The following is a 20,052-nucleotide window of genomic DNA, read 5'->3' on the forward strand; positions in this document are numbered from 1 at the left end:
GAAACCGCCACGCCGACTCTGCGCGAGTTGATCTTCAACGTCATGGAGATCTACGCCAACCCGGCGGCAACGCAGACGATGCTGGACGATGCCCGCGTGGACATCGCTCAATGGCTGGGCAATGAGGTTGCAATCGAGTTTGCCGAGCAGGAAGGCGCTGCCTTCATCAGCGGCAACGGCGTGAAGCGTCCTCGTGGGCTGCTGTCCTATGCGAACGTACCCAACGCCAACTACGAATGGGGCAAGCTCGGCTATACGCCCACTGGCGTTGCAGCTGCGCTGTCGAACGCGTCGAACAATGGCGCTGATGCCATGATCGACCTGTATTACAGCCTGAGAGAGCAATATCGCAACGGCGCGGTATGGCTCACCTCGGACGTGACCGCAGGGGCGATGCGCAAGTTCAAGGACGGCGACGGCACCTATCTCTGGGGCAACCCGACCAACGCAGGTGAAACGCCCACGTTCCTCGGCAAGCCGGTGCGCACGGATGACAATATGGATGCGGTTGGGGCGAATGCCTTCCCGCTTGCCTTCGGCAATTTCCAGCGTGGTTATCTGATCGTTGACCGCTTCGGCATCCGGGTTCTGCGCGACCCCTATACCAACAAGCCTTACGTGCACTTCTACACCACGAAGCGCGTTGGCGGTGGGGTTCAGAACTTCGAAGCAATCAAGCTGTTGAAAGTCGCGACTTCCTAAGCCTTGGCGCGGGCGGCTAATCGCCCGCGCATTCATCATGGAAAATAACGAAAGGATGATCCGATGAAGGATTTTCATTCTGGCGTCAGCGTGTCGCAGTCGATTGCACCGCAGGCCGTCACCGCCGCTCTGAACGGCGCGAGCGTTGATCTTCAGGGCTACAATGCCGCCCTGTGCGTGATCGACATTGGCGCAGGAAGCGGCACAAGCCCGACAATGACCGTACTGCTTCAGGAATCGGACGATGACACCACGTTCACGGATGTGGCTATGTCCGACCTTCTGGGTGGCGATCAACTGGCGCAGATCACCGGCACGACCGATGAAGCGGTCTACCGCCGGGGCTATGTCGGCAACAAGCGCTATCTGCGTGTGCGAGTCTCGGCAACTGGCGGCACCAGCCCCAGCTTCCCGATGGCTGCGCAGGTCATTCGCGGCCACCCCAACGACGCGCCGGTAGCCTGATAACATGCACCGCCCCGTTTTGAATACGGCGCCGGCTGAAACACCAGTTTCGCTGGCAGAGGCCAAGGCGCACCTTCGGGTGGAGCCTGAGGTGACAGCAGAAGACGGCCTGATTACCGGGCTTGTTGCCGCCGCTACGGCGCACCTTGACGGCAGGGCCGGTATTCTGGGGCGGTGCATCGTCACCCAAACATGGGTGCAGAAATACGACCACTGGCATCGGATCATGCGGTTGCCCTTCCCCGATGTCCAATCGGTTGCGGTTTCATACGTTGATCTTGATGGGGCGGCGCAGACAGTCGCGCCGGGTCTCTATACGATTCAGGAAGATGCGATTGGCGGATATGTCCGGTTCGAGGATGCGTTCGCGCGCCCGAGCATCGGGCCTGACGTGACCGGTGTGAGCATCACGTTCGACGCCGGTTTCGGTGTAGCATCAAACGTGCCTTCAGCGATCAAGGCGGCCATCCTGCTCCACATCGGGACACTCTACGAATATCGGGAGACGATGGCGGACGGGGTGCAGCCCACCAATGCGCATGAGATGCTTATCGCGCCGTACCGGCGTGTCAGCCCATGAAGGGCGCGGGCCGCCTGCGCCACCGGGTGACATTCAACCGGCAGGGCGAGGAAATAGACGATTACGGCAACGTAGTGGGTGAGTTCGCGCCGCTGTTCACTGTCTGGGGCAACGTGCGCGAAACGACCGGCAAGGAGCGCGTAGAGGCGGGGGCCGTGGAGAACGTCCGCACGGCGACAATCCGCATCAGAACAAGCCCGCAGGCCAATGGGCTGACGGAAGCGGATCAAGCTGTCGCGCGGGGCGAGACATGGAACATTCGGGGCATTGCGCACGCCGATGATAAGGGCGCGATGCTGGATATTTTGGTTGAATCTGGGGTCGCGCAGTAGCGCCCTATCAGGAGATAAGACATGGCGACGATTACAGCGACAGACGCGGGCGCTTCTACGGCAGCCACGGCGACACAAATCACTCTGGATGGTGCGGGCGATACCTTCGCCTACACCCCGAACAAGCGGGCGCTTCTGGTGCTTCGAAACCCGACTGCCGGGTCGCTTTCCCCGGTCATCGACGGTGACGGTGCATCCACGGTTGGCGTTGCTGGCGTGGGGGCGGTGGACATCAGCGGCGGATACGCGGTCGGCTCAATCCCGGTCGGTGCGGCCCGGGTGGTTCGGCTGGATGCCATCAGCGCCTATCTGGCCGGGACTATCGCGATCACCGGCGGGACGGGTCTCGTCGCAACGCTCCTTGAGTTCTGAGCATGAAAAAGACCGGCTTCAATGAGACAAAGGCGCTCTTGGGCCGGATCACGCCTGAGATCGAGGCGCAGTTCGAGAAAGCGAACCGCGAAAACGCGGAAATGATCGTGGACTTAGCGAAGGTGCTTATCCCGGAGAAGTCTGGCGCAAGCCGCGCGGCAATCCGCAACTTGCCGGGGCCGGATGGTTCTCAGCTTATCGACTTCGGGCAGAAGGCAAAGGTTATCGAGGGCAACCGGGGTCCGCGTCCCTTCGTGAACCCCGCCATTCAGGCGACGAAGAAAAAGCGCACGGCCCGCGCCCGTAAGGCCCTGCGTGATGCGATCAAGGCGGTGAAGTGATGGCTGAGAATAACGTGAAACTGAATGTCTCTGTTGATGCCAACGCGGCGGTGCGCGATCCTCTGTTTTGGCTTGGGCTTTTTGTTTCAAAGGCGACCTTGGGCCGTGTTGATACAGGGCGCTGGAAAAAATACCTGAGAGTGGAAGACGCAGATGGCTGACGGCTACGCGCTCGCCTTGCAAAAGGCGCTTGTCGGTGCTTTGAAAGCCGATGCGGGCGCGTCCACCATTGTCGGCGGGCGCATCTACGACCAGCCCCCGCAGGACGCGGTACGACCGTTCATCAGGATCGGAGGAATCCAGCCGCGCCCCCTGAGAACAGACGGCAAGTCGGCAGGGTCGATCACCTTCGCAGTGGAGGCCCATAGCCGCCCGTCAAAATCCGGCCGGGTAGAGGCCACCCGATGCGCCGAAGCGGTCGTGAAGGCACTGGATGAAGCGGCTTTGACGGTAACGGGCTTCACGCTGGTGCAGCTTCAGTGGATCACGCAGGAAGTCACGCAGGACAGCGACGGAAAAAGCTACACGGCTGTCATCGCGTTTTCGGCCATCTTGGATGGGTGATGATAGCAGAGGTTTCCGCCTCTGCTATCACATCTTTCATTTAGCACTTTCGGGCCGCTTGGACGGATTCGACGGCCTGAATACGACCTTTGACGATGGAGATTTTCGCTTCGTTGTCATTGCCTGACATGCTGGAAATTGGAAGGCCAAGAAGGAGAACACCAAGTGTATCCGCCCCGGCGGCGCTTTTCTGGGCGGCGCTGAGATTTGCAAGGTTTTGGTCAAGCGCCAAGTGTTCTTTCGCTAGGGAATCACACCCGAAACGAAGGTAGGGGTTCGGGCCGATATCTACTGCACCGATCTGCTCAGGCTGTTTCGCGCAGGCGGCAACCGCCAACAGCATGAAGACAACAGGAAATCTCATAAGTTCACCATTTTGTTAACCAAGGTAAACAAAAGGTTAACACGGGAACGCGAGACCCCGTCAATTCTTTTCCCCTTCTGCGGGAATCGAAGCCCATATCCGGCCCTTGGGCAAGGCAGGACCGAACGCCGTGAGGCGTCCATATCCCATGAAGGAGCCTAACCATGGCAAAGCAAACTGGCAGACTGCTGCTGATCAAGATCGGCGATGGATTGGCGACCGAAGCGTTTTCGACGCTCTGCGGCATCCAATCCAAGACAATGACCGTCAACAACAACAACTTCGATGTAACCACGATGGACTGCACGAACCCCGGCGGCCAACTCTGGCAGGAAGTGATGACCGGGATGCGGTCGGTCGAGGTTTCCGGCAACGGCATCTTCGAGGGCGGCACTTCGCTTGACCGGTTCCATGACATTGCCTACGGCACCGGGGCCGCTGATACCGCAGATGCCATCGGCAACTTCCAAGTCATCGTGCCGGAGTTCGGTACCTTCGAAGGCGCGTTCCACGTGAACAACATCGAGTTCGGCGGCGAGCAGGAAGGCGCTGTGACGTACAGCCTTGCGCTCGCTTCGACAGGCCCCGTCACCTTCACCGCTGCCGTCTAATGCCGATCACGGCAAGCGCCCCGGCGGGTGGAACGATTGAACAGCTTGGCGGCGAGAGTCGCCCGCTGGTTCTGCGCAATGGCGAAATCGAGCGGTTTGAGCGGCAGCACAATATCGGCTTTTTCACTGTGGTAGAGTCGCTCTTTGGTAAAGGTGATGCGCCGCAAGTTCGCCATTGTCGCGATCTGATTGCGCTCGGCCTAGTAGGGGGCGGGCTACCGGACAGGACCGCAGACAAGATTGTCGATGATCTGCCGCCCCATGAAAACCCGCGCATTCGCAGCATGGCGATGGATTTGGTCGGCGCGATCTACCTGTCCGAAGAAGATAAAAAAAAAGACGCAGAACTAGCTGGATCGTCTCCGAAGACAGGGCGGAAAGCTACGACGCGAAAGCGAAAATCAAAAGCGCAATCGTTGCAGGACTGAGCATGTCCGAGTGGCGAGAAATGACGCCGCTGGACTGGTCGCTTTTCGTAGAGGGCTGGAACGAAGCCCACGCGAGCGACAAGCCGCAGCCCCCCACATGGGATCAGTTCGAGGATTTAAAGGCGAAATATGGCTGAACCCACAGAACGCATTGCGATCCTGATAGACCTCGAAAAGGATCGCCTTGAAAAGAACGCCCGCTCTGCGGCGGCGGCGATTGACCGCTTGGAGCGCAAGTTCAATCCCTTGGCGGCAGCGGAAGAAAGAACGCGACGGAAGCAAGACCAGCTAAATGCCGCTTTGGAAGCAGGCACCATCTCGGCCAAGCGCCACGCGACCGGCATGGACCTTCTGCAGCGTGAGTACGACCAGACAGCGGCGAAGATCACCGGCACACAGTCCAAGGTGGTCGCGATGAACAGCGCTGTAGCGGCGCAGACCGGTTTTCTCACACGGAACAGGTCTGTTTTCCAGCAGGCCGGTTATCAGGTCGGTGACTTCGCGGTTCAGGTGCAGGGTGGCACGTCAGCCCTTACCGCCTTCACGCAGCAGGGTTCGCAGCTTCTCGGTGTGTTCGGCCCGTTCGGCGCTATTCTTGGCGCGGCCTTGGCGGTCGGAGCGCCGCTTGCCGGGTATTTTCTGGCGACCGGCGAAGCAGCCGCTTCTTTGGAAGATCAACTGAAGGCGCTGAAAGAGAGCATCCAAGCGGTTCAGGAGGCAAATTCTCTATCCGGCGTCGATATGGTGGCCGAGTTTGGGGCCATGGCGAGCGAGGCCAAGAAGGTCTTCGAGATCAACCAGCAGATCGCCGCGATCCGCGCGCGGTCCGCCCTGGACAATGCCGCGCGCGGAATTGCCGGGGAACTTGGGGTCGCCGGTGTGTTTGGGTTCACTCCCGAAGAGATCAGGGAACTAGACCAGACGATTGGCGCTGTTCAGTCCCGAATTCAGGAAATCCAGAACGCAGGCGCTTCTAATCTTTCCGATAGCCAACTGGCCGCAACCAATTCGGAGCTAGAGCGTCTACAGCAGAACAGTGACAAGTTGAATGAGGTGAAAGATAACATTTCCGACCTTGAAGAGGCTTTAGGGATCACGGAAGACGAAGCCAGAGGGGTTGTTGAAAAATTCGCAGCCATTGGGCAAGCAAGAGGGCCGGAAGAGCAGGCTCGGGCCATATCCGAACTTACAGAACACATACACGGCGCGTCTAACGGACTTTCTGAAGCAAGCGATGAGGGGAAGGCCCTCTATGACCAACTCTTGGAAGCGACAATCCAAGCGCTGAATCTCGCGAAAATTGATGTTGCGTCGAACATCGGCGCAGGTGCGAACGAGGCGGCTCGGCTTGCCGAAAACCTCGGCATTTCACTGGAAATTGCGGGCCGTTTGGCAAATGCGCGTGCCGCTGCGGCTAGGGCGAACGCAGTCAATAATAATGGCCTTGACGCCGAAGACCCGCGCAATCCGAACAACACCCGCGCGACGGTTTGGGATCAGGGCTACGACACGACGCCGTGGAGCGGTCGCCCCCAGCCCAAAGTAAGCACCAGCGGGGGAAGATCAGGCAGCGGTGGGCGCAAGAGTTCGCGCGCCGGATCAGGTCGCGGCGGCGGTCGCCAGCAGGAACCGCTGTTCAGCATCGCAGAGAACGAACTGCAAAAGCTGCGCCAGCAGATTGACATGCTGGGGAAGTCCAAAAGCGAAGTGGCCGCGCTGACCGTCAAGCATCGTCTGCTTGAAGAGGCGAAAAGGCGCGGTCTGGATATCACCGAAGACCTTACGCAGAAGATCGACGCAGAGGCCGCGAACGTCGGCAAGCTGGCCGAACAGTACGATCTCGCCCGCGACAAGATCGCCGCGATGGAAAAGGTGCAGTCGGAGTGGAAGGACAGCATCATTGACGCGGCCATGGGCGGCGCGAACGCGATGGATCAGTTCACCAACAGCATCAAGCGCGCGGCGCTTGAATATTTGCTGTTCGGGGAGGGCATGTTCGCAGGCGGCTCCAAGAGCCAAGGCGGTTTCGGCGGATTGCTGGGCGGCATCTTCGCGGGGATGTTTGACGGGGGCGGGCGCATCCCCTCCGGCAAGTTCGGAATCGCTGGCGAGAACGGCCCCGAGATTATCCGAGGCCCCGCCATGGTCACGTCCACGAAGGATACAGCGAAGGCTATGGGCGGCGGCGGTCAAATGGATGTGCGCGTGTACGTCGATCAGGACGGCAACTGGCAGGCCAAGGTGGAGCAGATCAGCGGTGGGGTTGTGCAGCGCGCGGCCCCGGGCATTGCTGCGCAGTCCGTAAACCGGGCGCAGGCGTCATTCCGCAACAGCAAGTCGGGATGGACGCCATGACGGACGTAATCGCATGGCCGCCTTTCGGTCTGACCGGGTGGGAATTGGCAGAAATATACCCGCAATCGCGCTCTGTGGGGCTTATCGAAGGCAGGCCGCGCACATCATCGGCGCAGCGGGCGCGGCGCGTGGCATCAGCCAACGTGGCAGGATACGGTCCAGACCAAGCGGGCGCGGGATATGTGCGGATGCTCAATCGAATGTGGGCAGGCGGGCCGCAGCTTGTGCGGGTTCGGTGCCGCCCATGGGGGCTGCAAGGCCCGCGAGGTGATCTGCGCAATACGATCCTAGAGTGGACCGCCGCCGGGGCGGATCTGCTTTGGACTGAGGGCGGAACGCCTGTTGAGTGGCGCATGGGCGAATATGGAGCCAACGCCTCCCCTGCGACAGATGGCGTTTGGCATGGGCTTACGGTTACTGGCCTACCGCCTTCGCAGATTGTGGCGCGGCCCGGTGAGCGCGTCACCGTCACAGGGGCGACGACTGAGGCGGCTTATGTCCTGAAAGTCGCGCGGACTGATGCGACAGGCGCAGCACTGGTCCGCACTGACAAACCGGAGGCCTTCACGGTTTCGGGCAATGTGGTGTTAGGTGACGCGGAGAATATCGTCTTTGAGGCCGTCAACGTGCCCCGGGCCATCAAACCGATTTCAGGGGACTACGGTTTCCAATGGGACTTTCGCGAGGTCTTTGAAGACGAATATCCTGACGGCTGGATGGAAGTTAACCCATGGTCCTGAAGCGCGGGGCCTCGGTAGCGCTTATCAAGGCGCTGACCGGGCACTTCTATCCGGTGTTGCTCACCTATGCCGACTGGCCGGGGGAGACAGTGCGCATCCATACGGGTGTGGGGACGCTGGCGTGGAATGGGCAATCGTGGCTTGGCGCGGGCAAGNNNGCTGCCGAGCAGTCGCGCCCCTACACCGAGCGGTTCAATGCCGTGATGTCGGGGCTGGCCGCTTCGGTCGGCGGTTCGGATTCCGCGCCCAAGCTTCTGTCGGGCACCGGCAGCGACAAGGTGCAGCTTCTGGTCGTCATGACATCCGAACGTGGGCTGTGCGGCGGTTTCAATACCAACATTGTCAAACTCGCAAAGACGCGGGCCCGTGCAATTCTGGCCGAAGGGAAGGAACTCAAGATCCTGACCGTCGGCAAGAAGGGCCGCGACCAGCTCAAGCGTGATTTCGGCAAATACCTCGTCGGTCACGTCGACCTGAGCGATGTGAAGCGGTTGGGATATGCCGATGCACAGAATATCGCAAAGGACGTTCTGTCGCGTTTCGATGAAGGCGTATTCGATGTCGCGACGATCTTCTACGCGAAGTTCGTGAACGTCGTCAGCCAGGTTCCGACAGCCCAGCAGATCATTCCCGCGGCTTTCGGAGCCGAGGAAGACGAAAGCGGGCCTTCGACCCTGTTTGACTACGAACCCTCGGAAGAGGCGATCCTGGCCGATCTTCTGCCGCGTGGCGTCGCCACTGCGATCTTCAGCGCTCTGCTGGAAAACGCGGCATCGGAGCAGGGCGCGCGCATGTCCGCGATGGACAACGCGACCCGCAACGCCGGCGAGATGATCGAAGACCTGACCATCGAATACAACCGTTCGCGTCAGGCTGTCATCACCAACGAGCTGATCGAAATCATTTCCGGCGCGGAAGCGCTGTAGACAAAACCGGAGAAACGACATGGCACAAGCAGTCGGAAAAATCACCCAGGTCATCGGCGCCGTCGTCGATGTGCAGTTCGAGGATCACCTGCCCGAGATTCTGAACGCTCTGACAACCGAAAACCAGGGCAAGAACCTGATCCTGGAGGTCGCGCAGCACCTCGGCGAGAACACCGTTCGCGCCATCGCGATGGATGCGACAGAAGGTCTGGTGCGCGGTCAGCGCGTGGAAGACACCGGTGCCCCTATTCAGGTGCCGGTCGGCAAGGCCACGCTGGGCCGCATCATGAACGTGACCGGCGAGCCGGTGGATGAAAAAGGCCCGGTCGACGCGACGGAAACCCGTGCCATCCACGGCGATGCGCCCGCGTTCGAAGAGCAGTCCACCGCGACCGAAATCCTGACCACCGGTATCAAGGTCATCGACCTGCTGGCCCCCTACACCAAGGGCGGCAAGATCGGCCTCTTCGGTGGTGCCGGGGTGGGCAAGACCGTTCTGATCATGGAACTGATCAACAACATCGCCAAGGTGCACTCCGGTGTGTCGGTCTTCGCCGGTGTGGGCGAGCGGACGCGGGAAGGGAACGATCTTTACCACGAGATGATCGAATCCGGCGTTATCGTGCCCGACAACCTGACGGAATCGAAGATTTCGCTGGTCTACGGCCAGATGAACGAGCCTCCGGGTGCGCGTATGCGCGTGGCCCTGTCCGGTCTGACGCTGGCCGAACAGTTCCGTGACGAATCCGGTTCTGACGTTCTGTTCTTCGTGGACAACATCTTCCGCTTTACCCAGGCGGGTTCCGAGGTGTCGGCCCTGCTGGGTCGTATCCCCTCTGCCGTGGGTTATCAGCCGACGCTGGCGACCGACATGGGCGCGATGCAGGAACGCATCTCCTCCACCCGGTCCGGTTCGATCACTTCCGTTCAGGCCGTCTACGTGCCCGCGGACGACCTTACTGACCCGGCGCCCGCGACCTCCTTTGCGCACCTCGACGCGACGACCGTTCTGGACCGTGCGATTTCCGAAAAGGGCATCTACCCGGCTGTGGACCCGCTGGGTTCCACGTCGCGCCTGCTTGACCCGCTGATCATCGGCGAAGAGCATTACAAGGTCGCGACGGACGTTCAGCAGGTGCTTCAGCGCTACAAGTCGCTGCAGGACATCATCGCCATTCTCGGCATGGACGAACTCAGCGAAGAAGACAAACTGGCCGTGGCCCGCGCCCGCAAGATCGAGCGTTTCCTCAGCCAGCCCTTCGACGTTGCGAAGGTCTTTACCGGGTCTGACGGTGTTCAGGTGCCGCTGGAAGACACGATTGCTTCGTTCAAGGCCGTTGTTGCCGGTGAATATGACCACCTGCCCGAAGGCGCCTTCTACATGGTCGGCGGCATCGACGAAGTGAAAGCGAAAGCGGAAAAAATGGCGGCTGACGCCGCCTGAGGGAGCCTGAGCAATGGCAGACACGATGCAATTCGACCTGGTCTCGCCGGAGCGGCGGCTCGCCTCTATGCAGGTGGAGACGGTGCAGATACCGGGCGCGGACGGGGATATGACGGCGATGGCAAACCATTCGCCGACCATCACCACCTTGCGGCCCGGTATCCTGAAGGTCGAAGGGCCGGAGGGATCGGCGGACTTCGTCGTAACGGGCGGTTTCGCGGAAATCAGCGACCGGGGCGTTTCGGTTCTGGCCGAACGTGCCGTTCCCCGGGGCGACATGACCCAGGAACAGCTCGACAGCATGATGGACGAAGCCCAGCAGGACTACACGCGGGCGAAGGAAAACTTCGTGAACGAACCGGGCCCCGTCGATGACGCGGCCAAACTGCTGGCCGACATGGTCGCAGTCGGGGATGAGATCGGATTGTCCTCGAAACAACCGAGTCTTTGAAGTCACGGAACAATTTGTTCGAAAGGCCCCGCCCCGGCGGGGCCTTTCCTCATTCCGGGGGAGGCGTTAACTGTTTTTGAGAACATGTTGCGAAGCGAACGCGGATCACGATGAACAGACTGAAAGGCCACACCGTCGGCGTCGATAGCGGGGACGTCGTTCTCTTTACCGATTATGAGAACGGCGGCGACATGTGGACAGGCCGGGGCCAGCGCGAACGCCGCCGGCGCATTCGCTTTTCGGAGTCCTATCAGGAAGCGCCCACCGTGCAGCTTTCGCTGTCACTCTGGGACGTGGACGCAACCACCGTCATGCGGGCCGACCTCGCGGCCGAAGCAGTCACCAAAAGCGGTTTCGACATGGTGTTCCGCACATGGGGCGATACGCGCGTAGCACGGGTGCGCGTTGCATGGACTGCGATCGGGGCACTTCCAGACGATGATCAGTGGGATGTTGGCTGACGCGCGCCGCGTTAGGGGCCGGGATCACTCGGCCTTGTACATTCCGTCGTAGATCGGGCCGAGCGTATCGGCTTCGAACAGCGATGACACCGACGTGCCGTTCCAGATGTTCAGGATGGCCTGCGCGAAAATCGGTGCGGTCGGCACAATGCGGATGTTCTGGGCGTTCTTGACGGCATCGGTCGGCGCGATGCTGTCGGTCAGCACCAGCGATTTCATCACCGAATTGCTGACCCGTTCGACCGCGGGGCCGGACATGACGCCGTGGCTGATGTAGGAGTGGACCTCCTTCGCGCCGTTTTCCAGCAACACTTCGGCAGCCTTGCAGAGCGTGCCGGCGGTATCGCAGATGTCATCCACGATGAGGCAAATCTTGCCTTTCACGTCCCCGATAACGGTCATTTCGGCCACTTCGCCGGGCTTTTCGCGCCGTTTGTCGACGATGGCGAGGGGGGAGTTGATGCGTTTTGCCAGTTCGCGCGCGCGGGCCACGCCGCCCACGTCGGGGGAAACGACCATCAGTTCGCTCATGCGGTCCTTGAAGGTATGTTTGATGTCCAGCGCAAACACCGGCGAGGCATAGAGGTTATCGACTGGGATGTCGAAGAACCCCTGAATCTGGGCCGCGTGCAGATCCATCGTCAGCACCCGCTCGACGCCGGTGCCCACCAGCATGTTGGCCACCAGCTTGGCGGTTATGGGGGTGCGTGCCTTGGTGCGGCGGTCCTGCCGGGCATAGCCGAAATAGGGCAGCACTGCCGTGACCCGGGCGGCGGATGACCGGCGCAGGGCATCGGCCATGATGAGCAGTTCCATCAGGTTGTCGTTGGCCGGGTTCGAGGTCGACTGGATGATATACATGTCCTCGCCGCGCACGTTCTCGAAAACCTCGACAAAGATTTCGCCGTCGTTGAACCGTTCGACCCGCGCATCGACCAGACCCACGTTCATACCGCGATGCAGGGACATCCTCCGGGCGATGGCTTTTGCCAGTGGCATGTTTGAGTTTCCGGCAATCAGCTTCGGCTCGGACGTATGGGGCATGCGGTCTCCGGGGAGGGGATTGTGACAGATTCGCGACGTTGACACCGCTTATCACGGCCTTACCGTGCCGCAAAGCTGCCGTACCCCCCAAGGAGATCCAAATGCCCAGCATCGACTATTTTTTCGCGACCCTGTCACCCTATTGCTATCTGGCGGGGGATCGGCTGGAGAAGATCGCCGCCAAGCATGACGCCCAGATCAACTACAAACCTTTCGACCTGATCGCGGCCTTCGGCCGGACCGGCGGGACGCCTCCGAAGGACAGGCATCCGAGCCGGCAGGAATACCGCGCGCAGGAGCTGACCCGTCAGGCGAAGAAGCTGGACATGCCCTTCAACCTGAAACCGGCCCACTGGCCGACCAATGGTGCCCCCTCGGCCTATGCCTTCATCGCCGCGCAGAACGCCGGTGATGGCGATCTGGGTCAGCTGGCCCGCGCGATTTTCCGCAGCGTCTGGGCAGAGGAGAAAGACATTGCCGAGGATGACGTCGTGCGCGATTGCCTGAAAGAGGCGGGCTTTGACCCGGCGCTTGCCGACAGTGGGCTGCTGGAGGGTGCCGAGACATATGCCGCCAATCTGGAAGAAGCGGTAGAGCGCGGCGTGTTCGGTGCGCCGTTCTATATCGTCGGCGAACAAAGGTTCTGGGGGCAGGACCGGCTGGAGGATCTGGATCTGCATCTCGCGGGAAAGCTTTGATCCCCCATACCCATACCCGCCGGTTCGGAGAAGGCCCGCGGCAGGCACTGGCGATCCATTGTTCGCTCGCCCATTCGGGCGCCTGGCGCGGGGTGGGGGAGGCGCTGTACGACAGCGCCACCCTGCTGGCCTACGATCTGCCGATGCATGGCCGTTCCGGCGGCTGGAACGGCGAGGGGAACATACACGACATCGCGACCGATATGGCCCGGGCCCTGCTGAGCGCGCCGATGGACCTGATCGGCCATTCCTTCGGCGCGACGGTGGCCCTGCGCCTTGCCATCGAAAACCCCGAATTGGTGCGCAGCGTCACAATGATAGAACCCGTCTATTTCGCCGCCGTGCTGGAGGACGAACCGGACCGCGTTCAGAAATACTATGAATACACCGCGCGTTTCGACAAGGCGCTGGCAGCGGGCGATCCGATGGAAGCCACACGCATGTTCAACCGCGGCTGGGGGGACGGCACCAAATGGGACCTGATCCCGCAGGCCACGCGGGACTACATGGCCGAAAGGATTCATTTCGTCCCGGCGAGCACGCCGTTTCTGGGCGAGGATTCCGCCGGTCTGCTGAAACCCGGCATGTTCGAGCGTGCCTCCATGCCCGCCCTGCTGCTCGAAGGGGACGCGTCACCCGACATGAGCTACGCCATCAACAAGTCCCTCGAACGCCGCTTGCCCGATGCGCGCCGCGAACGCATCGCCGGGGCCGGGCATATGGCGCCGCTGACCCACCCGCGCGAAGTCGCGCAGGCGATCCGGGGCCTATTCGAAGTGTCCTAGGAAGCTGTCGATCGCATCGCGTGACAGCGACCAATCACAGACCAGCCGGGCGCCCAGCATCGCGTCTTCGTCATTGCCTTCCAGTTTCGCATCCCACAGGTAATAGCGCGCGCCCGCTTCGTGCAGCTTGCGATGCACCCGGCGCGGGAAGCGCGCGAAGACCATGTTGGCTTGCGGCTCGTGCAGGAACTTGGCGCCCGCCACGCGCAGGCCTTGGGCCAGATAGGCCGCGTTGTCATTGGCCGCCCGGGCATTGTCGATCCACAGATCGCCCTGAAGATAGCCGGCCATCTGGGCAGAGAGGAAACGATGCTTGGAAAACAGATGCGCGCCCCGCTTGCGTCGCAACTCGAACTCCCACGCCTTGGAGGGATCGAAGAAGATCACCGCCTCCACCCCCATGCAGCCGTTCTTTGTGCCGCCGAAACTGACGACATCGACACCGGCTTTCCATGTCATTTCCGCTGGTGAACAGTTCAGCGCCACCATGGCATTGGCGAACCGCGCGCCGTCCAGATGAACGGGGAGGTCGTAATCCTTTGCCACCGCCGTCAGCGCGCGCAGGTTTTCCAGTGAATGAACCGACCCGCGTTCGGTGACCTGCGTGATGGAGACGGGGCCGCGCTGTGCGGAATGCACATCGCCCGGATCATGGGGCGCGATGGCGGCGCGCAGTGCTTCGGGCGTCATCACGTCATCCGTAGGGATCACCTTCAGCTTGGCGCCGCCCGCGAAAAACTCCGGCGCATTGCATTCGTCTTCGTGGATATGCGCCACTTCGGAGCAGAAGATCGTTTGCCAGGGCTGGCAATAGGTCGCCAGCGCCAGCGCGTTGGCCGCCGTGCCGGTGGCCACCAGGTAAACAGCAGCCTCCGGTGCCTCGAAAGCGGTGCGGATCGCGTCACGCACCTCGTCCATGATCGGGTCCTTGCCGTAGGGTATGGCGTAGCCGTCGTTCGCGCGAACCACCCGGTCGAGGATCTGCGGATGAACAGGCCCGGCGTTGTCGGAGGCAAAAAACATCAGGACGGCTCCTCGATCAGATGGTCTTCCCATTCTTCGAATGGGGTGTCGAATTCGGACACGGTCGAATGCTGCACGGAAATGCCCGCCTCGTGCACGCTGTCGGCGCGGCCGGAAATCAGCGGGTGCCAGTCATAAAGGGGGCGGCCTTCCCACAGCAAGCGATAGGCGCAGGTGCGGGGCATCCAATAGGCGTGTTCATCAAGGTTATCGGGGCGCAGCACGATACAGTCCGGGACGAACTGGTGACGATTTTCGTAATGGGCGCAGCGGCAGGTGGCATCGTCCAGCAGGCGGCAGGCAACGCTGGTTAGGGCGACCTCTCCGCTGTCCTCGTCCTCCAGCTTGTTCAGGCAGCATTTGCCGCAGCCATCGCAAAGCGCCTCCCACTCCCGCGCGGTCATCTTGTTCAGGGGCGTGGTTTCCCAGTACCGGGGGCGCAGACCCTTGCGGGGGATCGGATCGCTCATCGGGCCGCCACTATGCGCCGGGCCTCGGCGCTGTCGGCATCCATCTGGGCGATCAAGGCATCGAGACTGTCGAACTTCTCTTCCGGGCGGAGGTGCTCGACCAGCGCCACCGACAGATGCGCGCCGTAAAGATCCCCGGTGAAATCGAAGAGAAAGGTTTCGATGTTGGGCCGGTTCTCTCCGAACATCGGGCGCACGCCAAGGCTGGCGACCCCGGTGTAGCTTCCCGCATGCGGCCCCTCCAAGACGTCGACCAGCACGGCATAGACGCCAAAGGCCGGCGGGTGCAGTCCCTCGATCGACATGTTGGCGGTGGGGTATCCCAGTTCGCGGCCCCGTTGTTCGCCGCCGATCACGGGTCCTTCGATCCGGTGCCAATGGTCCAGCATGGCGGCGGCATCGCGCGGGCGGCCTTCGCTCAGTGCCTTGCGGATGGCGGTGGAGGAAACCGTTTGCGTATCCCGCGCCATGAGCGGTGCGATGGTGACGCCAAAGCCGAAATCCGCACCGAACCGCACAAGGTCATCCGCAGTGCCGCTGCGCCCCTTGCCGAAGCAGAAATCCGCGCCCACAACCACATGGCGCAGACCAAGGCCCCGATGCAGAACGTCGCGCGCGAAGGCTTCGGGGCTCAGCGAGGCCAGCGCCTTGTTGAAGGGCAGTTCGTAAAGTCGTGAGACACCGAGTTTTTCCAGCCGGTGGGCGCGTGCCTCCGGGCCCATCAGGCGAAAGGGCGGGGCGTCGGGGGCGAAATATTCCCTTGGATGCGGCTCGAAGGTGACAACGCCCAGTGGCGCATCCGGGCAGGCGCTGCGCGCGATGTCTATGACCGAACGGTGGCCCGTGTGCACGCCGTCGAAATTGCCGATCGCGGCGCTGGCACCCCGATCCTGCGGTTCGACATATCTGTAATCTCGCACGATACGCATGGGATGTGCGTAGCCCCGGCAACCGGCGAGGGCAAGAGCGGGCGGCGGCCCGGCGGGCCGTGCCGGCCCGGCTTCAGTCGAACTTGCGTGAGGGGGCCAGAACGGTGGCTTCGCCCACCAGCACCTTCTTGCCGTCGACGGTGCACTGGCAGTCCATCTTCACCCGGCGCTTGCCGAATTCGATATCCGTCACGGTTACTTCCGCGCGCACCATGTCGCCGGGGCGCACGGGCCCCAGAAACTTGAGCGACTGGCCAAGGTAGACCGTACCATGGCCCGGAAGCTGCTCGCCGATCACGGCAGAGACGAGTCCGGCGGTCAGCATGCCATGTGCGATGCGCCCTTCGAAGATCGTGTCGCGGGCGTAGTCGTCATCCAGATGCACCGGGTTGCGGTCGGTCGAGACGGCGGCGAACATCTCGATATCCTCGTCGGTCACCACCTTCTGCAGATATCGCGTCATCCCGATTTCGATGTCTTCGATACAGATCGTTCCGCGCGGCAGGTTATCCAACATGATTCGCCCTCAAACAATAAAATGGCGTCCCGTATCCCGGGATGGCAACTTTATTGCTTTGCAACTGCAGAAAATCAAGTCTTAATCACCCTAGCGGAGGTGTCCTATGGTATAGGTCGGCGCGGCTTGGTGCTCCTCCAAATAGGCGCGGAGGGCCGCCGGGTCGGGTGTACCACGGGTTTTTGTCTCCGCCGCCGCCAGCCCGCCGGAGATGAAGAGCGAATCGATATCCTCCCCCGCGGCACCGGCCACATCTGTCAGGATCCCGTCCCCCACGGCGAGGATGCGGCTGTCAGGGATATCAACGCCAAGTGCCGCCAGCCTGCGCCGGGCCAGATCGTAGATGGGCGGGTGCGGCTTACCGAAATAGAGGCTTTCGCCGCCCATCTCGGTATAAAGAGCGGCCAGCGCGCCGGCGCACCATTCACGTTCCTCGCCCCGGTCCACCACGATATCGGGGTTGGCGCAAAGCAGCTTGAGCCCGCGCTGCTTTGCCAGCAGGAACTCGGGCCGCATGACCGAAGGATCGGCCTTCGGATCCGCGGGGCCGGTGCAGACGATGCCTTCGGCCTCGTCCAGCGGAACGCGCTCGACCTCTACCGGATTTTCAAGAATTTCGAGCGGCTGAAAGAACCGGTCGTCGCGGCCGTCTCCGATATACCAGACCTTTTTGCCCACCGCGCCCTGGAACATGGCAGAGCGCGCCGAATCGCCCGAGGTGGCGATACTGTCCCACGCGTCTTCGGGCACGCCGAAATGACCCAGCTGTCGCGTCACTCCGGCGCGCGGGCGCGGCGAATTGGTGACCAGAACCACCTTGCCGCCCCGCGACCGATAGGCCTGCAGTGCAGAGACGGCATCGGGCAGGGCGCGCACACCGTCATGCACGCAGCCCCAGAGATCGACGAACATCGCGTCGTATTGATCGGATACTTCGTCCAGCCGGTCGATGATCTGTGTCATGCGCTCTCCTTTTCGTTGGGGGACGCATAGGCCATCCCCGCGCGAGAGGGAACAGGGCCGCTAATCCCGGTTACCGGGAATCGGGCGGTTACGGGTCCAGTCGAAGCTGCCTGCATCACGCTCTTCCACCGCGCGTTTCCACCCTTCAGACTCCGCACGCGCCTTGAAGTTCAGCCCCTCGGGCGAATGGCGCGTAATGCCATCGAACACGGTTGCAAGTCTTTGGGTCTGGTTGATCGTGGCCTCGATGGTCTGGTTGATGACCATCTTCTGCATGGCAAGCTGGTTGATCGGCACGCTTGCCATCCGGCCCGCCAATGCTTCCACTTCGGCATCGAGATCGGCGGCGGGCACGGATTTCAGCACCAGCCCCATTTCGGCGGCTTCGACGCCGGTGATCTTGTCACCCGTCAGCAGCATCCGCTTGGCCTTTTCCAGACCCAGCCGATAGGTCCACATCGCCGTCGTCGGGCACCCCCAGACGCGCGTGGGCATGTACCCGATACGTGCATCATCCGCCATGATCACAAGATCGCAGCAGAGCGCGATATCGCTGCCGCCCGCCACCGCATGGCCATGGACCTTGCAGACGACCGGTTTGTGGGCCCGGAACAGCGACATGAAATGCTGCGTGTTCGCCCACATGAACTGGTAGTCCTGCATCGGGTCCCATGGCATCGACTGGGTCATCGCGTTGGTGGGGTCGGCGGCGTAGTGGGCCAGATCGTAGCCCGCGCAGAAGGCTTCGCCCGCGCCGGACAGGATCATCACGTGAACCTCCGGGTCGGCGTCCGCCTCGGCCACGGCGGCAGCCAGTTCGCCCGGCAGGTCGTCATTGATGGCGTTTAGCACCTCGGGCCGGTTCAGCGTGATCCGCGCGATACGTCCCGTGGTTTCGTAAAGGATTGTCGACATGAAAAAGGCTCCCCGGCGTCTGCGGGGAGCCTATGCACCGTTCTGCGATTCGTCCAAGGACGGGCGGCGCTTACAGCTTGAGGTTGGGGATGATCTGCTTCTTGCGGCTCATGATCCCGGGCAGGACGACCGTGTCACCCTCCACCCGTGCCTCAAAGCTGCGCTCGGCGATCCGGCGGACCGTATCGTTGGGCACCAGCAGCGTCGCCTCTTCCTTCAGGATGTCCACGACGAAAAGCAGCACCTCTGCCGCGCCGTCTTCTTCGGCCACCTTCGGCATGGCCTGCATCAGCGCATCCTTGCGCTCCAGCAGCGGCTGGGGGGAGGTCGTCTCCAGCACGGAAACGCGCAGTGCCGTCCCGTCGAGATCGAATTCCTTGCTGTCCATCCGCAGCAGCTCGGCCTCGGAAAAGGCGGACACATCCGATTTCGCGGCGAACATCTCGTCCGCGTAGCTGTCGATGTCCACACCGAGGTCCTGCGCCAGCGCCTCCGCGATCGCGCGGTCTTCCTGCGTGGTGGTGGGGCTGCGGAACGCGAGCGTGTCCGACAGGATGCACGACAGCGCTGCACCCTTGACCCCGCGGGGGGCCTGCGCCCAGTCCTTGCCGATCATCTTGTACATGATGGTGGCGGTGCAGGCGAGCGGCTGGATGTTGATCTCGATCGGGCCGCGGGTTTCCAGACCGGCCACCAACCGGTGATGATCGATGATGCCGGTGATGTCCGCATCGTTGATATTGCCCGGCAGTTCGGCAGGGTTGTTGGTGTCCACGATGACGACGGGCGTATCCGCCGCGAGGTCGGTCAGGATCTCGGGCTTGTCCAGAGCCCAGTGGTCCAGCACGAAGAGCGCTTCGGTATTGGGTTCACCGAGCAACATGGGTTTTGCATCCACGCCTTTGATCTCATTGAGATACCAAGCCCAGACGATCGGGCTGCCGGTGCTGTCTGTGTCGGGCGCCTTATGGCCGAATACGAGCGTTGTCATGCGGTGTTCCTAAAGAAGGGTTGTTCGGTTTCGCGGCCTTATAGTCACGCTGATCTGCCTTGTCACCCGATTGCCGCGCCCCGCCGCCAAAGCCCCTGCGACGTATTCACCACGGGGCGCGAATAGGGCAGTCTGCGGCCATGTCAGCCCCACGTGAAACCGATCTTTATCCCCCGGTGAAGGCCTTTCTGGAGGATCAGGGCTATGTGGTGAAATCCGAAGTGGGCCCCGCCGATGTCATGGCCCTGCGCGGGGCGGAGCCGCCGGTGATCGTCGAGTTGAAGACCGGGTTTTCGCTGACGCTGTTTCACCAATGCCTCGCCCGCCTCGCGGTGGCGGAAGACGTCTACATGGCCGTGCCCCGGCAAACGGGCAAACGGTTCCTGAAGGCGTTGAAGGACAACACCGCGCTGGCAAGGCGGTTGGGGCTGGGCCTGATCACCGTGCGCCTGTCCGACGGTCTGGTCGAGGTGCATTGCGACCCCGGCCCCTATGCGCCGCGCAAGTCCGCGCGCAAGTCGGGGCGGCTCCTGCGGGAGTTTGCCCGCCGGCAGGGGGATCCCAACGACGGGGGCCAGACC

The 20,052-nt window shown here is 61.9% G+C and carries 28 protein-coding genes and 1 pseudogene; 20 read left to right on the plus strand and 9 right to left on the minus strand.

What is annotated here, in order from left to right:
• The 8 genes from A3764_RS22810 to A3764_RS22840 all read left to right on the plus strand — a co-directional run.
• Positions 1–702 (plus strand): phage major capsid protein (locus A3764_RS22810; protein ID WP_150122429.1); only part of this gene is annotated, 702 nt, incomplete at its 5' end.
• Positions 703–765: 63 nt separating this feature from the next.
• Positions 766–1,167: a hypothetical protein gene (locus tag A3764_RS22815; protein WP_067920535.1), complete on the plus strand. Its 402-nt coding sequence runs from the start codon at positions 766–768 to the stop codon at positions 1,165–1,167.
• 4 nt (positions 1,168–1,171) lie between these two features.
• Positions 1,172–1,747 (plus strand): head-tail connector protein, encoded by a 576-nt coding sequence (locus A3764_RS22820; protein WP_067920533.1) that lies wholly within the window; start codon positions 1,172–1,174, stop codon positions 1,745–1,747.
• Positions 1,744–2,079 (plus strand): phage head closure protein, encoded by a 336-nt coding sequence (locus tag A3764_RS22825; RefSeq protein ID WP_067920531.1) that lies wholly within the window; start codon positions 1,744–1,746, stop codon positions 2,077–2,079. Before A3764_RS22820 ends, A3764_RS22825 begins: the two co-directional genes overlap by 4 nt.
• Positions 2,080–2,100: 21 nt before the next feature.
• Positions 2,101–2,451 carry a hypothetical protein gene (locus A3764_RS22830; RefSeq protein WP_067920529.1) on the plus strand — a complete coding sequence of 117 codons (351 nt, stop codon included), beginning with the start codon at positions 2,101–2,103 and terminating at the stop codon, positions 2,449–2,451.
• Positions 2,452–2,453: 2 nt separating this feature from the next.
• Positions 2,454–2,792, plus strand: a complete 339-nt coding sequence (locus tag A3764_RS22835; protein WP_067920527.1) for a hypothetical protein — start codon at positions 2,454–2,456, stop codon at positions 2,790–2,792.
• Positions 2,792–2,953 (plus strand): hypothetical protein, encoded by a 162-nt coding sequence (locus tag A3764_RS25570; protein WP_161487194.1) that lies wholly within the window; start codon positions 2,792–2,794, stop codon positions 2,951–2,953. The genes A3764_RS22835 and A3764_RS25570 overlap by 1 nt, the downstream gene beginning before the upstream one ends.
• Positions 2,946–3,356, plus strand: a complete 411-nt coding sequence (locus A3764_RS22840) for a DUF3168 domain-containing protein (RefSeq protein ID WP_067920525.1) — start codon at positions 2,946–2,948, stop codon at positions 3,354–3,356. The genes A3764_RS25570 and A3764_RS22840 overlap by 8 nt, the downstream gene beginning before the upstream one ends.
• 40 nt (positions 3,357–3,396) lie before the next feature.
• Here A3764_RS22840 and A3764_RS22845 read toward each other — a convergent pair whose 3' ends face one another.
• Positions 3,397–3,720 carry a hypothetical protein gene (locus A3764_RS22845; RefSeq protein WP_067920523.1) on the minus strand — a complete coding sequence of 108 codons (324 nt, stop codon included), beginning with the start codon at positions 3,718–3,720 and terminating at the stop codon, positions 3,397–3,399.
• A gap of 164 nt (positions 3,721–3,884) precedes the next feature.
• Here A3764_RS22845 and A3764_RS22850 point away from each other — a divergent pair, with 164 nt between their 5' ends.
• From A3764_RS22850 to A3764_RS22885, 9 genes and pseudogenes are all read left to right on the plus strand, one after another.
• Complete coding sequence (locus A3764_RS22850) at positions 3,885–4,331, plus strand: phage tail tube protein (protein ID WP_067920522.1); 447 nt, start codon at positions 3,885–3,887, stop codon at positions 4,329–4,331.
• On the plus strand, positions 4,331–4,759 hold the full coding sequence (locus A3764_RS22855) for a GTA-gp10 family protein (protein ID WP_067920520.1): 429 nt from the start codon (positions 4,331–4,333) through the stop codon (positions 4,757–4,759). The genes A3764_RS22850 and A3764_RS22855 overlap by 1 nt, the downstream gene beginning before the upstream one ends.
• Positions 4,760–4,761: 2 nt before the next feature.
• Positions 4,762–4,896, plus strand: coding sequence for a hypothetical protein (locus tag A3764_RS26295; protein ID WP_269084721.1), 135 nt, complete (start codon positions 4,762–4,764; stop codon positions 4,894–4,896).
• Positions 4,889–7,114 carry a hypothetical protein gene (locus A3764_RS24950; protein WP_067920517.1) on the plus strand — a complete coding sequence of 742 codons (2,226 nt, stop codon included), beginning with the start codon at positions 4,889–4,891 and terminating at the stop codon, positions 7,112–7,114. The genes A3764_RS26295 and A3764_RS24950 overlap by 8 nt, the downstream gene beginning before the upstream one ends.
• Positions 7,115–7,467: 353 nt before the next feature.
• Positions 7,468–7,854, plus strand: a complete 387-nt coding sequence (locus A3764_RS24955) for a hypothetical protein (RefSeq protein WP_150120636.1) — start codon at positions 7,468–7,470, stop codon at positions 7,852–7,854.
• Positions 7,855–8,012: 158 nt separating this feature from the next.
• A pseudogene (locus A3764_RS22870) lies at positions 8,013–8,780 on the plus strand (F0F1 ATP synthase subunit gamma); the annotation flags it as partial.
• Between the two features lie 19 nt (positions 8,781–8,799).
• A complete protein-coding gene (gene atpD / locus A3764_RS22875) occupies positions 8,800–10,224 on the plus strand; it encodes a F0F1 ATP synthase subunit beta (RefSeq protein ID WP_067920320.1) in 1,425 nt (474 codons plus the stop codon).
• A 13-nt stretch (positions 10,225–10,237) separates the two neighbouring features.
• Positions 10,238–10,675 carry a F0F1 ATP synthase subunit epsilon gene (locus A3764_RS22880; protein ID WP_067920322.1) on the plus strand — a complete coding sequence of 146 codons (438 nt, stop codon included), beginning with the start codon at positions 10,238–10,240 and terminating at the stop codon, positions 10,673–10,675.
• Between the two features lie 110 nt (positions 10,676–10,785).
• Entirely contained in the window at positions 10,786–11,136 is a 351-nt protein-coding gene (locus A3764_RS22885) for an H-type lectin domain-containing protein (RefSeq protein ID WP_067920324.1), read from the plus strand.
• Positions 11,137–11,160: 24 nt separating this feature from the next.
• On the opposite strand, the gene A3764_RS22890 is transcribed toward A3764_RS22885, so the two are convergent.
• Entirely contained in the window at positions 11,161–12,180 is a 1,020-nt protein-coding gene (locus A3764_RS22890) for a ribose-phosphate pyrophosphokinase (RefSeq protein ID WP_067920326.1), read from the minus strand.
• A gap of 101 nt (positions 12,181–12,281) precedes the next feature.
• Here A3764_RS22890 and A3764_RS22895 point away from each other — a divergent pair, with 101 nt between their 5' ends.
• Both A3764_RS22895 and A3764_RS22900 read left to right on the plus strand, forming a co-directional pair.
• Positions 12,282–12,878, plus strand: a complete 597-nt coding sequence (locus A3764_RS22895) for a 2-hydroxychromene-2-carboxylate isomerase (RefSeq protein WP_067920328.1) — start codon at positions 12,282–12,284, stop codon at positions 12,876–12,878.
• Positions 12,875–13,663, plus strand: a complete 789-nt coding sequence (locus A3764_RS22900; protein WP_067920330.1) for an alpha/beta fold hydrolase — start codon at positions 12,875–12,877, stop codon at positions 13,661–13,663. Before A3764_RS22895 ends, A3764_RS22900 begins: the two co-directional genes overlap by 4 nt.
• On the opposite strand, the gene A3764_RS22905 is transcribed toward A3764_RS22900, so the two are convergent.
• From A3764_RS22905 to A3764_RS22935, 7 genes are all read right to left on the minus strand, one after another.
• Entirely contained in the window at positions 13,646–14,686 is a 1,041-nt protein-coding gene (locus A3764_RS22905) for a threonine aldolase family protein (protein ID WP_067920332.1), read from the minus strand. The two genes, A3764_RS22900 and A3764_RS22905, sit on opposite strands and share 18 nt — an antisense overlap.
• Positions 14,686–15,156 (minus strand): YcgN family cysteine cluster protein, encoded by a 471-nt coding sequence (locus A3764_RS22910; protein ID WP_067920334.1) that lies wholly within the window; start codon positions 15,154–15,156, stop codon positions 14,686–14,688. Before A3764_RS22910 ends, A3764_RS22905 begins: the two co-directional genes overlap by 1 nt.
• Positions 15,153–16,085, minus strand: coding sequence for a bifunctional riboflavin kinase/FAD synthetase (locus A3764_RS22915; RefSeq protein ID WP_067920336.1), 933 nt, complete (start codon positions 16,083–16,085; stop codon positions 15,153–15,155). The genes A3764_RS22910 and A3764_RS22915 overlap by 4 nt, the downstream gene beginning before the upstream one ends.
• 73 nt (positions 16,086–16,158) lie before the next feature.
• Positions 16,159–16,602, minus strand: coding sequence for a MaoC family dehydratase (locus A3764_RS22920; protein ID WP_067920338.1), 444 nt, complete (start codon positions 16,600–16,602; stop codon positions 16,159–16,161).
• Between the two features lie 90 nt (positions 16,603–16,692).
• Positions 16,693–17,565 carry a TIGR01459 family HAD-type hydrolase gene (locus tag A3764_RS22925; protein WP_067920340.1) on the minus strand — a complete coding sequence of 291 codons (873 nt, stop codon included), beginning with the start codon at positions 17,563–17,565 and terminating at the stop codon, positions 16,693–16,695.
• Between the two features lie 60 nt (positions 17,566–17,625).
• Positions 17,626–18,480: a crotonase/enoyl-CoA hydratase family protein gene (locus A3764_RS22930; protein WP_067920342.1), complete on the minus strand. Its 855-nt coding sequence runs from the start codon at positions 18,478–18,480 to the stop codon at positions 17,626–17,628.
• Positions 18,481–18,550: 70 nt separating this feature from the next.
• The gene (locus tag A3764_RS22935; RefSeq protein WP_067920344.1) at positions 18,551–19,471 is read right to left on the minus strand and encodes a manganese-dependent inorganic pyrophosphatase; all 921 of its coding nucleotides are present in this window, start codon (positions 19,469–19,471) and stop codon (positions 18,551–18,553) included.
• 140 nt (positions 19,472–19,611) lie between these two features.
• Here A3764_RS22935 and A3764_RS22940 point away from each other — a divergent pair.
• Positions 19,612–20,052 (plus strand): DUF2161 family putative PD-(D/E)XK-type phosphodiesterase (locus A3764_RS22940; protein WP_067952145.1); only part of this gene is annotated, 441 nt, incomplete at its 3' end.

The sequence above is a fragment of the Sulfitobacter sp. HI0129 genome, from assembly GCF_001635395.1.
In the GTDB taxonomy this organism is placed as follows: Bacteria; Pseudomonadota; Alphaproteobacteria; order Rhodobacterales; family Rhodobacteraceae; genus Sulfitobacter.

What these genes read in the sequence shown, in the direction of transcription:
- A3764_RS22930 (WP_067920342.1), bottom strand. Translation starts at nt 18,480, where the DNA reads ATGTCGACAATCCTTTACGAAACCACGGGACGTATCGCGCGGATCACG.
- A3764_RS22840 (WP_067920525.1), top strand. Translation starts at nt 2,946, where the DNA reads ATGGCTGACGGCTACGCGCTCGCCTTGCAAAAGGCGCTTGTCGGTGCT.
- A3764_RS22830 (WP_067920529.1), top strand. Translation starts at nt 2,101, where the DNA reads ATGGCGACGATTACAGCGACAGACGCGGGCGCTTCTACGGCAGCCACG.
- A3764_RS22815 (WP_067920535.1), top strand. Translation starts at nt 766, where the DNA reads ATGAAGGATTTTCATTCTGGCGTCAGCGTGTCGCAGTCGATTGCACCG.
- A3764_RS22855 (WP_067920520.1), top strand. Translation starts at nt 4,331, where the DNA reads ATGCCGATCACGGCAAGCGCCCCGGCGGGTGGAACGATTGAACAGCTT.
- A3764_RS22910 (WP_067920334.1), bottom strand. Translation starts at nt 15,156, where the DNA reads ATGAGCGATCCGATCCCCCGCAAGGGTCTGCGCCCCCGGTACTGGGAA.
- A3764_RS22915 (WP_067920336.1), bottom strand. Translation starts at nt 16,085, where the DNA reads ATGCGTATCGTGCGAGATTACAGATATGTCGAACCGCAGGATCGGGGT.
- A3764_RS22835 (WP_067920527.1), top strand. Translation starts at nt 2,454, where the DNA reads ATGAAAAAGACCGGCTTCAATGAGACAAAGGCGCTCTTGGGCCGGATC.
- A3764_RS25570 (WP_161487194.1), top strand. Translation starts at nt 2,792, where the DNA reads ATGGCTGAGAATAACGTGAAACTGAATGTCTCTGTTGATGCCAACGCG.
- A3764_RS22895 (WP_067920328.1), top strand. Translation starts at nt 12,282, where the DNA reads ATGCCCAGCATCGACTATTTTTTCGCGACCCTGTCACCCTATTGCTAT.
- A3764_RS24950 (WP_067920517.1), top strand. Translation starts at nt 4,889, where the DNA reads ATGGCTGAACCCACAGAACGCATTGCGATCCTGATAGACCTCGAAAAG.
- A3764_RS26295 (WP_269084721.1), top strand. Translation starts at nt 4,762, where the DNA reads ATGTCCGAGTGGCGAGAAATGACGCCGCTGGACTGGTCGCTTTTCGTA.
- A3764_RS22825 (WP_067920531.1), top strand. Translation starts at nt 1,744, where the DNA reads ATGAAGGGCGCGGGCCGCCTGCGCCACCGGGTGACATTCAACCGGCAG.
- A3764_RS22820 (WP_067920533.1), top strand. Translation starts at nt 1,172, where the DNA reads ATGCACCGCCCCGTTTTGAATACGGCGCCGGCTGAAACACCAGTTTCG.
- A3764_RS22920 (WP_067920338.1), bottom strand. Translation starts at nt 16,602, where the DNA reads ATGTTGGATAACCTGCCGCGCGGAACGATCTGTATCGAAGACATCGAA.
- atpD (WP_067920320.1), top strand. Translation starts at nt 8,800, where the DNA reads ATGGCACAAGCAGTCGGAAAAATCACCCAGGTCATCGGCGCCGTCGTC.
- A3764_RS22925 (WP_067920340.1), bottom strand. Translation starts at nt 17,565, where the DNA reads ATGACACAGATCATCGACCGGCTGGACGAAGTATCCGATCAATACGAC.
- A3764_RS22905 (WP_067920332.1), bottom strand. Translation starts at nt 14,686, where the DNA reads ATGTTTTTTGCCTCCGACAACGCCGGGCCTGTTCATCCGCAGATCCTC.
- A3764_RS22885 (WP_067920324.1), top strand. Translation starts at nt 10,786, where the DNA reads ATGAACAGACTGAAAGGCCACACCGTCGGCGTCGATAGCGGGGACGTC.
- A3764_RS24955 (WP_150120636.1), top strand. Translation starts at nt 7,468, where the DNA reads ATGGGCGAATATGGAGCCAACGCCTCCCCTGCGACAGATGGCGTTTGG.
- A3764_RS22890 (WP_067920326.1), bottom strand. Translation starts at nt 12,180, where the DNA reads ATGCCCCATACGTCCGAGCCGAAGCTGATTGCCGGAAACTCAAACATG.
- A3764_RS22845 (WP_067920523.1), bottom strand. Translation starts at nt 3,720, where the DNA reads ATGAGATTTCCTGTTGTCTTCATGCTGTTGGCGGTTGCCGCCTGCGCG.
- A3764_RS22880 (WP_067920322.1), top strand. Translation starts at nt 10,238, where the DNA reads ATGGCAGACACGATGCAATTCGACCTGGTCTCGCCGGAGCGGCGGCTC.
- A3764_RS22850 (WP_067920522.1), top strand. Translation starts at nt 3,885, where the DNA reads ATGGCAAAGCAAACTGGCAGACTGCTGCTGATCAAGATCGGCGATGGA.
- A3764_RS22935 (WP_067920344.1), bottom strand. Translation starts at nt 19,471, where the DNA reads ATGACAACGCTCGTATTCGGCCATAAGGCGCCCGACACAGACAGCACC.